14 protein-coding genes are annotated in these 14,554 nt (G+C 60.9%); 5 read left to right on the forward strand and 9 right to left on the reverse strand.

Annotation, left to right across the window (positions count from 1 at the left end):
- Entirely contained in the window at positions 1-969 is a 969-nt protein-coding gene (locus tag FLP30_RS12300; protein ID WP_149280062.1) for a bile acid:sodium symporter family protein, read from the reverse strand.
- A gap of 70 nt (positions 970-1,039) precedes the next feature.
- Here FLP30_RS12300 and FLP30_RS12305 point away from each other — a divergent pair, with 70 nt between their 5' ends.
- Positions 1,040-1,957, forward strand: a complete 918-nt coding sequence (locus tag FLP30_RS12305; protein ID WP_210419288.1) for a hypothetical protein — start codon at positions 1,040-1,042, stop codon at positions 1,955-1,957.
- Positions 1,958-1,966: 9 nt separating this feature from the next.
- Here FLP30_RS12305 and mfd read toward each other — a convergent pair whose 3' ends face one another.
- On the reverse strand, positions 1,967-5,437 hold the full coding sequence (gene mfd, locus FLP30_RS12310; protein WP_149280063.1) for a transcription-repair coupling factor: 3,471 nt from the start codon (positions 5,435-5,437) through the stop codon (positions 1,967-1,969).
- A 48-nt stretch (positions 5,438-5,485) separates the two neighbouring features.
- Positions 5,486-5,815 (reverse strand): FAD assembly factor SdhE, encoded by a 330-nt coding sequence (locus FLP30_RS12315; protein WP_149280064.1) that lies wholly within the window; start codon positions 5,813-5,815, stop codon positions 5,486-5,488.
- A 70-nt stretch (positions 5,816-5,885) separates the two neighbouring features.
- On the opposite strand from FLP30_RS12315, the gene recG reads away from it, so the two are divergent.
- Entirely contained in the window at positions 5,886-8,027 is a 2,142-nt protein-coding gene (gene recG / locus FLP30_RS12320) for an ATP-dependent DNA helicase RecG (protein WP_149280065.1), read from the forward strand.
- A gap of 27 nt (positions 8,028-8,054) precedes the next feature.
- Here the strand turns inward: recG and FLP30_RS12325 are convergent, their stop codons facing one another.
- From FLP30_RS12325 to FLP30_RS12345, 5 genes are all read right to left on the reverse strand, one after another.
- Positions 8,055-8,684 (reverse strand): thiamine phosphate synthase, encoded by a 630-nt coding sequence (locus FLP30_RS12325; RefSeq protein ID WP_149280066.1) that lies wholly within the window; start codon positions 8,682-8,684, stop codon positions 8,055-8,057.
- Positions 8,681-9,457 carry a thiazole synthase gene (locus FLP30_RS12330; RefSeq protein WP_149280067.1) on the reverse strand — a complete coding sequence of 259 codons (777 nt, stop codon included), beginning with the start codon at positions 9,455-9,457 and terminating at the stop codon, positions 8,681-8,683. Before FLP30_RS12330 ends, FLP30_RS12325 begins: the two co-directional genes overlap by 4 nt.
- A gap of 5 nt (positions 9,458-9,462) precedes the next feature.
- Positions 9,463-9,660: a sulfur carrier protein ThiS gene (thiS, locus tag FLP30_RS12335; RefSeq protein WP_149280386.1), complete on the reverse strand. Its 198-nt coding sequence runs from the start codon at positions 9,658-9,660 to the stop codon at positions 9,463-9,465.
- A complete protein-coding gene (gene thiO / locus FLP30_RS12340; RefSeq protein WP_149280068.1) occupies positions 9,660-10,658 on the reverse strand; it encodes a glycine oxidase ThiO in 999 nt (332 codons plus the stop codon). Before thiO ends, thiS begins: the two co-directional genes overlap by 1 nt.
- 122 nt (positions 10,659-10,780) lie before the next feature.
- The gene (locus FLP30_RS12345) at positions 10,781-11,257 is read right to left on the reverse strand and encodes a DUF3429 domain-containing protein (RefSeq protein ID WP_149280069.1); all 477 of its coding nucleotides are present in this window, start codon (positions 11,255-11,257) and stop codon (positions 10,781-10,783) included.
- Between the two features lie 187 nt (positions 11,258-11,444).
- Between FLP30_RS12345 and eno the strand changes: the two genes are divergently transcribed.
- Together eno and FLP30_RS12355 are read left to right on the forward strand one after the other, a co-directional pair.
- On the forward strand, positions 11,445-12,725 hold the full coding sequence (gene eno / locus FLP30_RS12350) for a phosphopyruvate hydratase (RefSeq protein ID WP_149280070.1): 1,281 nt from the start codon (positions 11,445-11,447) through the stop codon (positions 12,723-12,725).
- Between the two features lie 152 nt (positions 12,726-12,877).
- Entirely contained in the window at positions 12,878-13,207 is a 330-nt protein-coding gene (locus FLP30_RS12355; RefSeq protein WP_149280071.1) for an FtsB family cell division protein, read from the forward strand.
- Positions 13,208-13,329: 122 nt separating this feature from the next.
- Here FLP30_RS12355 and rpmG read toward each other — a convergent pair whose 3' ends face one another.
- A complete protein-coding gene (rpmG, locus tag FLP30_RS12360; RefSeq protein ID WP_003623017.1) occupies positions 13,330-13,497 on the reverse strand; it encodes a 50S ribosomal protein L33 in 168 nt (55 codons plus the stop codon).
- Positions 13,498-13,831: 334 nt separating this feature from the next.
- Here rpmG and lexA point away from each other — a divergent pair, with 334 nt between their 5' ends.
- Positions 13,832-14,485 carry a transcriptional repressor LexA gene (gene lexA, locus FLP30_RS12365; protein ID WP_149280072.1) on the forward strand — a complete coding sequence of 218 codons (654 nt, stop codon included), beginning with the start codon at positions 13,832-13,834 and terminating at the stop codon, positions 14,483-14,485.
- Positions 14,486-14,554 lie beyond the last annotated feature (69 nt).

Below are 14,554 nucleotides of genomic sequence, written 5' to 3' on the forward strand. Positions count from 1 at the left end.
TTATTCCGCAGCCTGTGCAGCACCATGCTTGCGGGCAAAATGCCGGGCCAGCACAGCACAGAGGAAAAGCTGGATCTGATGATAAACCATCAGCGGCAGCACAATGATCCCAACAGAGGCGGGCGGGAACAGGACATTGGCCATAGGCACGCCCGATGCCAGCGTTTTCTTGGACCCACAGAAAACAATGGCAATTTCGTCCCTGTAAGGAACACGCAGGATGCGGCTGCACACAATGGTTATGGCCAGCACAAGCAGCAGCAGGGCGGTATCAGCCACAACAATCATGCCCAACTGCTCCAATGGCAGCCTGTGCCACAACCCTTCCACCACAGCACTGCTGAACGCCACATACACCACCACCAGAACAGAGCCCCGGTCCGTCAAGGACAGCAGCTTTTTCTTCCGATGTGCCCATGCCCCCAGGAAAGGCTGGCAGATCTGCCCTAGAACAAAGGGGACCAGAAGCTGGTAGACAATATCCAGCGGGTTGCCCATGGCCGCCCCATCCTGCCGCAGCACAAGGCTGACCAGCACTGGCGTAATGAAAATACCAAACACATTGGACGCCGTTGCCGCACACACCGCGGCAGGCACATTGCCCCCCGCAATGGACGTAAAGGCAATGGATGACTGCACAGTGGACGGCAGGCAGCACAGGAACAGCATGCCCAGCCAGACCTCTGGCGCCAGCACATGCGGGAACAGCTTATAAGCCAGCAGCCCTATGAGCGGAAACAGCACAAACGTGCAGGCCAGTATGACAGCATGCAACCGCCAGGCCACCACGCCTTCGAGCACCGCCTTACGCGACAGCCGCGCCCCTTGCAGAAAGAACATTAGCGCAATCAATGCCACGGACAGGCCATGGAACAGCGGTACCGCCACCCCCTGACAGGGCAAGACAGTCGCCAGCAGGATAGCCACCAGCAAACCCAGCAAAAAAGGATCCATTTTCAGAAACCGCATGGTGCCCGTTCCCGCCCTGAAGGATTGCGATATTGCATGCCGCTTTTACTTGCGGCACCCTGCCGACGCAATGAAGCAGAATTTTATACATCCCGCTCTGGCCTATGTGCTGCCTGCTCTGGCAGGTCTCGCACTGCCTCTGACCGCCCATGCGGCCCCTCCGGCGGCGTGCGCCCATATCAGTCACGATAGCGCGCAGGGGGCCAGCTATACCGGCCTTGTCGTGAGGACAGGCGACGGCCGCAGCACTTTGCATGCGGCCCACATGCAGTTTGCGGCCCCCGCTGGCAGCAGCCCGGACAGCGTGCATGCCATGGCCGAGGCGGCGTCCCTCCTGCTTCTGTCCTCTGTCACGGGGCAGCATAATGCTGCCTGCTCCTCCTGGCTGTCCGAGCAGGGAACGGCTGCTCAGGCCATACTGGCCAGTGGCAAAAGCCTGGGCATGAGCTGGAAAAGTGCATCCATCGTCGTGGGAACGGCACAGGTCAGTGTCGGAACGGCGCAGTTGCAGCTTCAGGGCCGCACAGGCACAGGGCGTTCCGCCGCAACATTAAACCTTGGTGGCCTGCATTATCACAATGTCGCCAACCAGGGTCTGCTACCGACACAGGCCCACGCCGCCTTCTCGATCCCTGTGAATGAACTCCCCGCCCTGCTGGCCGCCATTGGCGGACGCAGCACAGCAGCCCCTGCGGTGCATGTTGATATTGCCGAACTCCGTGCCGCGCAAAAAGACAGCGTGCTGAGCGGGCACGGACAGGCGACGCTGACGGGCGATGTGTCGGCAACATCAGCCTCCGGCCATCTGGAAATCAGCAATCTGGAAGGCCTGATCAGCACTGCCCGAGCGGAAGGGCAGATCAAACTGGCCACCGCCCTGGTCCTGGCCCGACTGGTCAGCCACCGTAGCGGCAATGCCAACACCTGGGACACAAGCTGGAGCAGTGGCGTGCTGACCGTAAACGGCTTTCCCCTGCCTATACAATAGCCTGCCTCATCAGGCAGGACATTTTTCACACAGGGCTGCCAGTTCTTTCAGCACTTTGCGGGCCAGCCCCATGCGCTGGACGTTGGTGAGTTCACGCACCACCGCCAGCTTATGGTCAGGCCGCAGACGCACTGCGCCATCTTTCCACCGGCCCATCCACTGCACCAACCCTGCGGGATTGCGGAAACTGTTCTGGCGGAACTGGATGACCATGCCCTTGGGGCCTGCCTCCACTTTTTCCACCCCTGCCAGACGGCAGAATCTTTTCAGGTCAACGGTATCCAGCAGGTTTTTCAGCTCCTGCGGGACCGCACCAAAGCGGTCCACCAGTTCTGCCTCCATGGCCTCCATTTCCGCATCGGAGGACAGGCCGCCAATACGGCGGTACAGGCCAAGCCGCACCGGCAGATCAGGCACATAGCTGTCCGGGATAAGCACAGGCAGACCCATGACAATAATGGGAACCCAGTCCCTTTCCTCCTGCCTGCTCCGCCCCTGTTCGGAGCGTAGATCGGCCACGGCATCCTCCAGCATCTGCTGGTAGAGTTCGATCCCGACCTCCCTGACATGGCCGGACTGCTGGTCACCCAGCAGGTTACCTGCCCCACGCAGGTCCAGATCATGCGAGGCCAGGGTAAAGCCCGCCCCCAGCGTATCCAACGTCTGCATGATTTCCAGCCGCTTGTCGGCCGATGCGGACAGAACATGTGTCTGCGGCCAGGTCAGGTACGCATAGCCACGCTGTTTGCCACGCCCGACACGCCCACGGAGCTGGTACAACTGGCCAAGGCCGAACATGTCCGCCCGATGGATGATCAGGGTATTAACCGCAGGCATATCCAACCCGCTTTCCACAATATTGGTGGAGAGCAGGATGTCGTATTTCCCGTCGGAGAACTCGGTCATCACTCGTTCAAGCTCTGTGGCGGCCAGACGCCCGTGGGCCTGCACCACCCGTGCATCGGGCACAATGGTGGCCAGCCTTTCCGCCAGCCGGTCCAGATCCTCGATCCGGGGGGCGACACAGAAAACCTGCCCACCACGGAACCGCTCGCGCTGGATGGCCTCGCGGATCACCACACTGTCAAACGGCATGATAAATGTACGCACCGCCAGTCTGTCTGTCGGCGGGGTGGCAATCAGGCTCATTTCCCGCACACCCGACAGGGCAAGCTGCAAGGTACGGGGCAGCGGCGTGGCGGACAGGGTCAGGACATGCACGTCCTCACGCAGGGCTTTGAGTTTTTCCTTATGGCTGACCCCAAAATGCTGTTCTTCATCAATAATCAGCAGTTCAAGGGCGGAAAACTGAACAGTCTTGGCCAGCAGAGCATGGGTGCCGATAACAATGTTAACGGTGCCATCCGCCAAGCCCTTGCGTACGGCTGTGGCCTCCTTGCCCGTTACCATCCGCGACAACTGCGCCACCTTGATGGGAAAGCCCTCAAACCGGGCGGCGAAGGTTCTGTAATGCTGGCGGGCCAGCAAGGTTGTGGGCACCACAACCGCCACCTGACCACCAGACATTGCGGCCACAAACGCCGCGCGCAGTGCAACCTCGGTCTTGCCAAAGCCTACATCGCCACAGACAAGCCGGTCCATGGGCCTGCCCGATGCCATGTCGCCCAGCACATCGGCAATGGCGTGGGCCTGATCGTCTGTTTCAACAAACGGAAAACGGGCGCAGAACTCGTCCCACATGCCTTCTGGCGGGGTCAGTTCCGGCGCTTCCCTGAGCGCTCGGGCTGCGGCTGTACGAATAAGGTCACCCGCCATATCGCGGATGCGCTTTTTCATCTGCGCCTTGCGGTTCTGCCAGGCAACACCACCCAGCTTGTCCAGGGCTACCCCGGCCTGATCGGAACCAAAACGGCTGAGCAGTTCGATATTCTCGACAGGTAGATACAGCTTCTGCCCGCCATCATACAACAGCCGCAGGCAGTCATGCGGGGCTACGCCAACACTGACCGTTTCCAACCCGTCGTAACGGCCAATGCCGTAGTCCTGATGCACGACCAGATCACCCGACGACAGTTCACTGGCTTCCGCAATCAGTTCGTCTGCACGGCGGCGGCGGCGTGGGGGGCGACCAATACGCTCGCCCAGCAGGTCCTGCTCGGACACCAGCGCCAGATCATCCGCGACAAAACCACGTTCCAGCCCCAGGGTCAGCAGACCCACCGGGCCGGGGCGGGCCTTGCTGGCCTGCTGCCATGTCTCGAATGTTTCCGTGGCAACGCCATGTTCATGCAGCAGTGTGGCAATACGCTCGCGCGAGCCACGGCTCCATGCCGCCACAAACGCCCGGCGGCCAACCTGCGACCATTCACGCACCTGGTCCCCCAGCAGGCCGAACACCTGCTCACGCTGGGCGCCGGGGACAATTTTGGCATACATTTTGCCCGGTCTGCCGCCCATATCGACCCCGGCAGCACCGTCTGGCTGGGCATAGGGGCTAAACGCCACCACCGCCATGCGGTCCAGCACGGCGTCCCACCCTTTGCGATCAAGATAGAGCAAGTGCGGCGGTAGAGGCCGATAAGGTGTTTCCCCCTCACGCACGGGCTGACGCCGGGCCTGATAATGGTCGGCTATCATATCCAGCCGGGCAGCAAGCCCCTCTTCCACCTGATGTTCCAGCGTAATGGCAGCACCGGGCAGGTAATCAAACAGGGTTTCCAGATGCTCATGGAACAGGGGCAGCCAATGTTCCAGCCCCGGGTGCCTGCGCCCATCGGACACATGCTCATACAACGGGTCCGACGCTGCCGCCGGGCCAAAGGCATCACGCCAGCCTGTGCGGAAACGCGCAATACTGTCGGCATCGAGCGAGAATTCGGACACAGGACACAGCACAAGGCTGTCCCGCTTTTCTGTCGAGCGCTGGGTGCCTGGGTCAAAGGCGCGAATATTTTCCACCTCTTCCCCAAACAGGTCGAGCCTGACAGGTTCGGGCGCGCCTGCGGGGTAAAGGTCAAAAATACCCCCGCGCGTTGCAAACTCCCCGGCTTCCATCACCGTATCGGTGCGGGTGTAGCCATTGGCCACCAGCAGATCGATCAGCAACGCCTGATCCAGACTTTCCCCTGTTTTGATGGTCAGGGACTGCCCCTCAAACGTCCGGCGGGGGGCAACACGCTGCACGGCGGCGTTAATCGTGGTCAGCACCAGTCGAGGCTTGCCAGATGCAGGCTCCAAAAGCCGTGTCAGCGTTGCCACACGCTCCGCCACCAACGTGGGATTGGGGGACACGCGATCATACGGCAGGCAGTCCCACGCAGGAAAACGCAGGATTTCAATATCGGCCGCGACAAAGGCCAGAAGCTCGGCCAGACGGACCATGGCGGCGTCGCTCCGGGCCACATGCAGCACCGGGCCTTTGTGTTCACGCGCTCGCCGCGCCAGCAGCAGGGCATCGTAACCCTCTGGCACGCCCCAAAGAGTGGCAATACGAGTATGCGTGCCTGTATCTGCTGTCATCTGGCCTTTGTCTCTTATCCTGTCATCTGCTGGCATTCGGTACGGCGCTTAATGGCCGCATCTGGCGCGGCAGGACGCCACCATACGGCGCAGCATGGGGGTTGCCTTTTCTTCCGGCAAGGGCAGACGGCCAAAAAGCCAGTCTGTCAGGTCCGGGTCGGGCATTTCAAGAATGGCCTCCATGTCGGTCAGTTCCTGCTCGTTCAGGCTATCAACCTGTTCATCCACAAACCCGCCGATGAGAATATCCGTCTCGAAAGTGCCACGGTGCTGGGCCCGAAAGCGCAGCCGACGCCGCCGTGGGGCCAGAGTGTCCTCGCCCGCTGTGGTTTCGGGCGTGGGCTGGAGGGGGGATGTCTGTGTAAAATTGTCCTGCATGGCGCAGCTGTCCTATACCGTTGCTGTTCGTTTCTGTCAGCCAGCCAAACAGAGGCCTGTGTTCTTGCCGGTGTCCAGCCCCCTTTCCTTCACATCCTCTTCGGTTCGGACACAAGAGGCACTTTGTGCACTGGCTCCGTTACTGGCCCCGCTTGAAAGCCTGCGCGGGGTTAACACCGCACGCGCGCGGCTTCTGGCGCGTATTACGGGTGGCTCACGGGTCATGGACCTGCTGTTCCGCCCGCCTGAAACCGTGACTGACCGCAGGCTACGCCCTGCCCTGCGTGACATCAAACCCGGTATGATCGCCACAATCTGCGGTGTGGTGTGTGATGTCCGCCCCCCCACGCCACACAGCCGCCAACCTTGGCGGGCCACCCTATCGGATGGCACAGGCACGCTGGATATTGCGGTTTTTTCCCCATGGCAGGGGAAGCAATTGGTGAAAGACGCCCCGCTCGCTCTCTCGGGCATGGTGGAACAGTTCCATGACCGGCTGGGCATGACCACACCGGACTACCTTCTGCCTGCCGCCACGACCGAACGGATTCCCATACTGGACCCTGTCTGGCCGCTGACAGCGGGGCTGTTTAGCGGGCAGGTTCGTCAGGCCATGACAGCGGCTCTGGCCCTGCTGCCCCCCGACCTGCCAGAATGGCTCGACCCCGCTTTACTGCACCACAATAGCTGGCCGGATTTTGCAACAGCCCTGCACTGGTTGCAGTCCCCCGCCTCCATCCCTGACAGCCAGTCCGGCAGTGCATGGCAGAAATGCTATGCACGCGCCCAGGCCCGCCTGGCGTGTGACGAGCTGCTGGCCGACCAGTTAGCCATGCGGATTGCCCAACGTGCCTCCCGCGCACGGCCCGGTCGCACCATGACGGGGGATGGCGCACTGCAACAGCAAAGCCTGAAAACCTTCGGCCACGCCCCTACCCCCGGCCAGCGACATGTGCTGCAGGAAATTGAGGCCGATATGGCCCAGCCCCGTCGCATGCGCCGCCTGCTGCAAGGGGATGTCGGAGCAGGTAAGACACTTGTCGCCCTTATGGCCATGCTCCGCGCCGCAGAATCGGGCGCACAGGCTGCACTGATGGCCCCGACGGAAATTCTGGCCCGCCAGCATGCCGCCACGCTCACGCGGCTTTCCCCCGTGCCGGTGGTGTTTCTGTCAGGCAGTGTCAAAGGCAAGGCGCGTAAAACAGCCCTTGCAAGCATTGCGGATGGCACTGCCCAACTGGTCGTGGGTACGCACGCACTGGTGCAAGACGGTGTGCAGTTTGCCGACCTCGGGCTGGTTGTGATTGATGAACAGCACCGCTTTGGAGTGGAGCAGCGACTGACCCTGCTGGAAAAGGGCCAGAACGCGGACATGCTGCTCATGACCGCAACCCCTATCCCCCGCACCCTGCTGCTCACCCGCTTTGGTGACATGCAGATCAGCCGCCTGGACGGCAAGCCTGCGGGCCGCAAACCCGTCCATACCTCCCTGCACGCTCTGGCAGCGATGGAGGATATTCTGGCCGCGCTGGAGCGGGCCTTACGCAACGGGGCGCAGATTTTCTGGGTCTGCCCGCTGGTGTCGGAAAGTGAGGCCCTGGACATTGCTGCGGCCGAAGCCCGCTACGCGGAGCTCATGGAACGCTTTGGGGCTGTGGTCGGGCTGGCACATGGCCAGCAGGATGCCACCCTGCGGGAACAGGCGTTGCAGGATTTTGCAACCGGGCAGACCCGCATTCTCGTCGCCACCACTGTTATTGAGGTGGGGGTGGATATTCCCTCGGCCACGGTCATGGTGATCGAACATGCCGAGCGCTTTGGGCTGGCGCAGTTGCACCAGTTGCGTGGCCGCGTGGGGCGCGGGGCTGATGCCTCCTACTGCCTGATGCTGCATGATGCCGCACTGGGCCAGACAGCCCGCAACCGCCTGACATGCCTGCGCGACACAGAAGATGGCTTTCTGATCGCGGATGAAGACTTCCGCCTGCGTGGTGGGGGCGATGCCACAGGCCGCCGCCAGTCCGGCCTGCCAGAATACCGACTGGCCCCGGAAGAACTTGTCGATAAAATTCTGGCAATCGCCTACGCTCAGGCAGAGGTTATTCTGCCCTCGACTGCGCCTGAAACAGCGCAGCCACTGGATACCGCACCGACTGTCCTGCTGACACTCTTTGACAAGGCCGATGCCGCCCGTATTTTCAACGGCGGCTGAACAGCCCTGTTACCATCAACCCGGCGGTTATCCGTGCTGGGGCTGCACCCCGGCACTCCGGGTTGCGGCCAGCCAAGCCTCAACCTGCGCTTGTGGGTCAGCATGCAGGATAAAGTCTGATACGGCTGAGACACAATCCGCCCCGGCCTCCAGGCATGGTTTGACACGGGCCAGGGTAATACCCCCGATAGCCACCAGCGGCAGACTGCCTATGCGGGCTTTCCAGTCGGTCAGTTTAGCTGTCCCCTGCGGGCCGAACGCCATTTTTTTGAGCCGGGTTTCCCATATCGGGCCAAGCGCCACGTAATCAGGCTTGCAGGCCAAGGCCCTATCCAGTTCCTCATGGCTATGCGTGCTGATCCCCAGCCTGATCCCTCCGGCACGAATGGCCGCAAGGTCTGCCGTGTCCAGATCTTCCTGCCCGAGGTGGATGTAGTCGATCCCCTCGTCCAGTGCGATCTGCCAGTAATCATTCAGCACAAGGCAGACACCCCACTGCTGGGCAAACTGGCGTGCCTGGCGGACTTCCGCCACCACAGCCGCTGCTGGCTTATCCTTCAGCCGCAACTGTATGAAGCGGGCTCCTGCACGCCCCAGCCTGTCCACCCATTGGGCGACATCAACAACCGGATATATGGCCTGGGGGAGTGTGCTCATGCTAAAAATGCCTTTCCTGCAACAGGGGTGGACGGGGCTGCCATGTCCCGTGCTTCCATCGGGTCAGCCTCACGCGCCAGCACGCCAGCCTGCACCGCAAGCCCAAAAGCGCGGGCCATTTGTGCCGGGTCCCCTGCATGGGCCACGGCCGTATTGATCAGCACGGCGTCATACCCCAGTTCCAGCGCCTGTGCTGCATGGGATGGCACCCCGATACCCGCATCGACCACCAGCGGCACATCGGGAAAATGCGCACGCATGGCGCGCAGGCCGAACACGTTGTTCAACCCCCGCCCCGACCCGATGGGTGCCCCCCAGGGCATAAGCACCTCGCACCCGACAGCAAGCAGCCTTTCCGCCACCACAAGGTCTTCCGTGGTGTAGGGAAAGACCTTAAACCCGTCCTCCGACAAAATACGGGCGGCTTCGACCAGACCGAAAACATCGGGTTGCAGGGTATCCTGCTCACCAATGACCTCGAGCTTGATCCAGTCCGTGCCAAACACCTCACGCGCCATGTGGGCGGTTGTCACCGCCTCGCGCACGGTGTGGCACCCGGCGGTATTGGGCAGCACTGGCACAGCCAGCCCCTGAATCAGCGACCAAAAGGCCTGCCCAGCGCGCTCCCGCGCGGCCTCTCGCCGCAAGGACACGGTTACAACCCCCGGCTGCGCCGCCAGTACGGCCTCCTTAAGGATTTCGGGCGAAGGATACTGCGCCGTACCCAGCATAAGGGGGGACGTAAGGCTCTGCCCGTAAAACTGACGTGCCATACCCTTCAGCCCCCCTGCATGGGGGCTACGACCTCCACCCTGGCACCTGCGCCAAGGCTGGCGGCTGCTCGCCCTGGTGCCGGAATGAAAACACCATCCAGCGCCGTAGCAACACGCGCGCCGCCGTAGCCCAGTTCGTCCAGCAGGTCAGCCAGTGTCGTTGCCGACACGGCATGCTCTTCATTATTGACCAGAACAGTGATCATTGGTCGTTACCTTCCCGGTTTTCCGGCCCGAAAATCAGATCGGCGGCTTCCCGCGCCCGTGCGGGAGACAGCAGAAAACCATGTCTGTACATACCATTAACCGAGACATACCGCCCATGGCGGACCACACGCGGCACATTGTCGGGGTATGAGGGGCGCACCCCCACCCCCATTTCGACAATTTCCGCCTCGGCAAAACCGGGGTGCAATGTCCAGACGGAATTAAGCAATTCCATCATCGAACGCACGGTCATGCCCCCGGCATCCTCACTTTCTATCATGGTTGCACCGACCATGAAGAGATGGTTTGCCCGGGGCACGATATAAACAGGAATGCGCGGGTGCAGCATGCGTACCGACCGATGCAGTTGCACATCGGGGCAGCGCAGCAGCAGCATTTCGCCCCTGACGCCACGCAGGGTGTCGCACCTGTCACGATCGTTCAGGCCGGTGCAATCCACCACCCAGTCAAACGTGGCCTCATCCGGGGGTGTTGCCTCATCAAAACAGGCCTGTCCGCCCAGGCTGACAAGCCGGTCCAGGAGCGCATGCAGGGCGTCACGCGGGTTAACGTGTGCCTCATCAGGAAAAAACAATCCTTTATGGAAACGCCCGGCCAGATCAGGCTCCATAGCCGCAATGGCGTCCGCCCCCACCTGCTCAAAATGTGATGTCCGGCGGCCAAAGCGCGCCAGCTCCCCCACATCCCGCGCAGGGGCCAGCACCAGACTGCCGTTGCAGGTTACACCCGGCACATGGGCCTTCCACCACGCCACCGAATCGGCGGACTGGGCTGTGACTTCAGCCGGGGCCGACTCTGCCTCGCACCAAGGGGCCAGCATGCCCCCCGCCATCCATGAGGCACCCGCCCCCACCCGTCCACCGCGGTCGTAAAGGGTTACTGCCCCCCCACGCTCCGCCAGTGTCACAGCAGCCGTCAGCCCGGCCACACCAGCGCCCTTGACCAGAATGCGTGGTTTGCTTTTGCCGTCCATCACTTCTGCCTCTTGTCCATTCCCACAGTGCCGCCCGTGGCGGTCTGTTGTGTTCCTGTCATAACACCGGGGCTGGCAGACACCAGTACAGGCAGCCCCCACATGCACGCACCCCTGATGGGTTAAAATGCACGGGCCAGCAGGACCATCAGCAGGCAGCACTCGGTCACCGCCGTCATAATCCAGCGTACGCCCATATACCCGGCAGGCAACCAGCCACGCCGCCAGGCCTGCCTTTCACCCAATGCGGTTATGGCAAATGCTGCGGCAAACAGGGCAAGCCCCGGCAACGCCCCCCAAGCATACGCCACGCTGGCGCAAAACCACCCCATAAGGGCAGGCACCACGCCCAGAGCCAGCCGCAGGGTGTCGACCCGCCCGGCATTAGCCACCAGAACGACCCGACCCCCTTCCAGCGCCTGCCCCCAGTGCACGGCCCCCAGAAAGGACAAGGAGATTGCGGCATAAAGCTCCAGCCCCGCCATGAGGTTAGGGGTTGGCACGCCAGAATCGAAAAACAGGATGCCGCAGGCACACCCCACAAAGGGCAGCACGCTGGCAAGCATCAGAACTACGGCAAGAAAGGGAAGTTTCGTCATGCGATGCGCGTCCGCGCCCTCCGAATGTTCATGTTTTCATGCTTTACGGTGTTGACAGGAAAGCCCAACCCAAGGCCACTAGCAACCACACTGGAGCCGGTCTTCCTGCCCGCCCCGCCTGTGGGGCCAGCGGAATTGAAGACCCCGCGCCTTCGGGCGCCGAGGAACAACAGGAGCAGAGACAGCCATGAGTGCGATTGTTGACATTGTAGCGCGGGAAATTCTCGATAGCCGCGGCAACCCCACAGTTGAAGTTGATGTTGAACTGGCATCGGGCGCTCAGGGCCGTGCGGCAGTACCGTCAGGCGCTTCCACCGGCGCGCATGAAGCCGTTGAACTGCGTGATGGCGACCCCAAGCGCTACGCTGGCAAGGGCGTGCTGAAGGCCGTCGAGAACATCGAAACAGAAATCTTCCCCACCCTTGAAGGTGCGGAATCCTCTGACCAGATCGACATCGACAACGCCATGATCGACCTGGACGGTACGCCCAACAAGGCGCGTCTGGGTGCCAACGCCATTCTTGGTGTTTCGCTGGCGATTGCCAAAGCCACGGCGGCTGAGCTGGAAATCCCGCTGTACCGTTATGTTGGCGGTGCGTTTGCCCATATCCTGCCCGTGCCGATGATGAACATCGTCAACGGCGGCCAACATGCCGACAACCCCATCGACATTCAGGAATTCATGATCCAGCCGGTCGGCGCACCCTGCGTTGCCGATGCCATCCGCTGGGGTTCTGAAATTTTCCTCCAGCTCAAAAAAGCCCTCAGCGCTGCTGGCCACAACACCAACGTTGGTGACGAAGGGGGTTTTGCCCCGGCCCTGAAGTCGGCTGACGAAGCCCTGGGCTTTATCACCCGCGCAGTGGAAGCCGCAGGCTACCGCCCCGGTGAGGACGTGACATTCGCTCTGGATTGCGCCAGCACCGAATTTTACAAAAACGGCAAATACGCCATGGAAGGCGAAGGCAAGAGCTTCGATTCCGCTGGCATGGCCGCTTACCTGGCCGACCTTGTCAGCCGTTACCCCATTGTTTCCATCGAAGACGGCATGGCCGAAGACGACTGGGAAGGCTGGGCCCTGCTGACCCAGACACTGGGCCAGAAAGTGCAGCTGGTAGGTGACGATCTGTTTGTGACCAACCCCGAGCGCCTGCGCCGTGGCATCAAGGCTGGTGTTGGTAACTCCCTGCTGGTCAAGGTCAACCAGATTGGCACGCTGACCGAAACCCTGCAGGCTGTGGAAATGGCACACCGCGCGGGCTACACCGCCGTGATGAGCCATCGCTCGGGCGAGACCGAAGACTCCACCATTGCCGACCTGGCCGTGGCCACAAACTGTGGGCAGATCAAGACCGGTTCGCTCTCCCGCTCTGACCGGACTGCAAAATACAACCAGCTCATCCGCATCGAGCAGGAACTGGCAACAGCGGCCCAGTATGCTGGCTACAGCATTCTGAAGTCGGCCTGATACCAGCCAGTTTCCTAGACCGGGAAACACTGAAAGCCGCTTTCCTACGGGAAGGCGGCTTTTTTATTGTACAAAGCCTCTTTCCTGTCAGGAATATCATCGTCTAGACAGGAAGAAAGGGTACGTCATTTCCACGATGGGGCAGGCCGCACGTGCAGATTGTTCGTTTTATTCGCCGTATGATCCGGGCCATTGTGCCGCCCATGGTGTTTTTGGGCATTGCTGGCTATTTCGGCTGGAACGCAACCCAAGGCGACCATGGGATGCAGGCCTACCAGCAGCAGCTTGTTCTGCTGGAACAGGCTAAACAGGCCCGACAGGACTCACTGACCGAACAGGCCGCCTGGCGTAGGCGCGTGAACGCGCTGAAGGAAAAAGGGCTGGATACCGATATTCTGGATGAACGCGCCCGCGCCATGCTAAACATGGCCGATAAGGACGATATTGTCGTACCCTACGACCGGCATGACCCTGTGTTCTGATCCTTCTCTCAAACCTGTGCCTTCTTTCAGTCACGGGCTTCCAAACAGGAAACGGCGCCTCTGGGGCGCCGTTTCCTGTTGTTCATAACCAGACCGCAAGCAGTCTGGGCAAATGCCAAACCTTATTTGATTTTGGCTTCGCGGAACACGACGTGCTTGCGAGCAACCGGGTCGTACTTCTTCAGTTCCATCTTGCCGGTGTGGGCACGGGCATTCTTCTTGGTCACATAGAAGTAACCGGTGTCCGCCGTCGAGACGAGACGAATCTTGATAACGTTGGTCTTGGCCATGACTTCCTCAGCAGCACATCGTAACGGGACCAGACAACACGGCCCCTAGGTGTTCAAGTGTCGGCAAAATGCGCATAGACGATGAAAAGGTCAAGCTTTCTTGCAGCAGACACCCCACAAGACCACAAATAATCAGCCAATCATCCCCGCCACGCCACACTGACCGACACACAGGCAGGGTATGCCCGACCCATGCCAACAAGACCCGACACCCGCGACCACGCACCGGCAACAAGTTGAATCGTCAGGCTTTACATTGACAAAAAACAAGAACCTACATAGAACAAAAAGAAACACGACAGTGCTACTTTACTCATGACTTGCCGGGGGCGAGATGCTGACACGCAAACAGCACAAGCTGCTTCTTTTTATTGACTCGCACCTCAAACAGACAGGGTTTTCCCCCTCCTTTGATGAAATGCGCGAAGCCATGGGCCTGCGCTCCAAATCGGGCATTCACCGCCTGATTTCCGGCCTTGAGGAACGGGGCTTTCTCCGCCGCCACCACCACAGGGCTAGGGCGCTGGAAGTTATCCAACTGCCTGAAATTACCGAAGACCTGCCCTCCAACGTTATCCGTGGCAGCTTTGCGCGCCAGAAGAGCGAAATGCTCAAGGTGCCGCTTTACGGCCGTATTGCCGCAGGTACCCCGATTGAAGCTCTGGCAGACCCCGTGAGCAGCCTGAGCGTGTCCTCCGACATGCTGGGCAGTGGGGATTACTATGCGCTGGAAGTCGTGGGCGACTCCATGATCGAGGCCGGTATTCTTGACGGAGACCAGGTTATTATCCGCAAGACCGACAGTGCCGAAAACGGGCAGATTGTCGTAGCACTGATTGACGAGCACGAGGTCACGCTCAAACGTCTGCGCCGCAAGGGGGCCATGGTTGCTCTTGAACCCGCCAACCCGCGTTACGAGACACGGATTGTCCCGGCGGAAAAACTCCGCATCCAAGGGCAACTGGCCGGGCTTTTGCGTCAGTACTAACGACTCACACACCGGGAGGGCGCGGACACAAACGCCCCCCACGTTACCCATCAGCCCCACCATCACGGG

Source organism: Acetobacter vaccinii, from assembly GCF_008365315.1.
GTDB classification, from domain to species: Bacteria; Pseudomonadota; Alphaproteobacteria; order Acetobacterales; family Acetobacteraceae; genus Acetobacter; species Acetobacter vaccinii.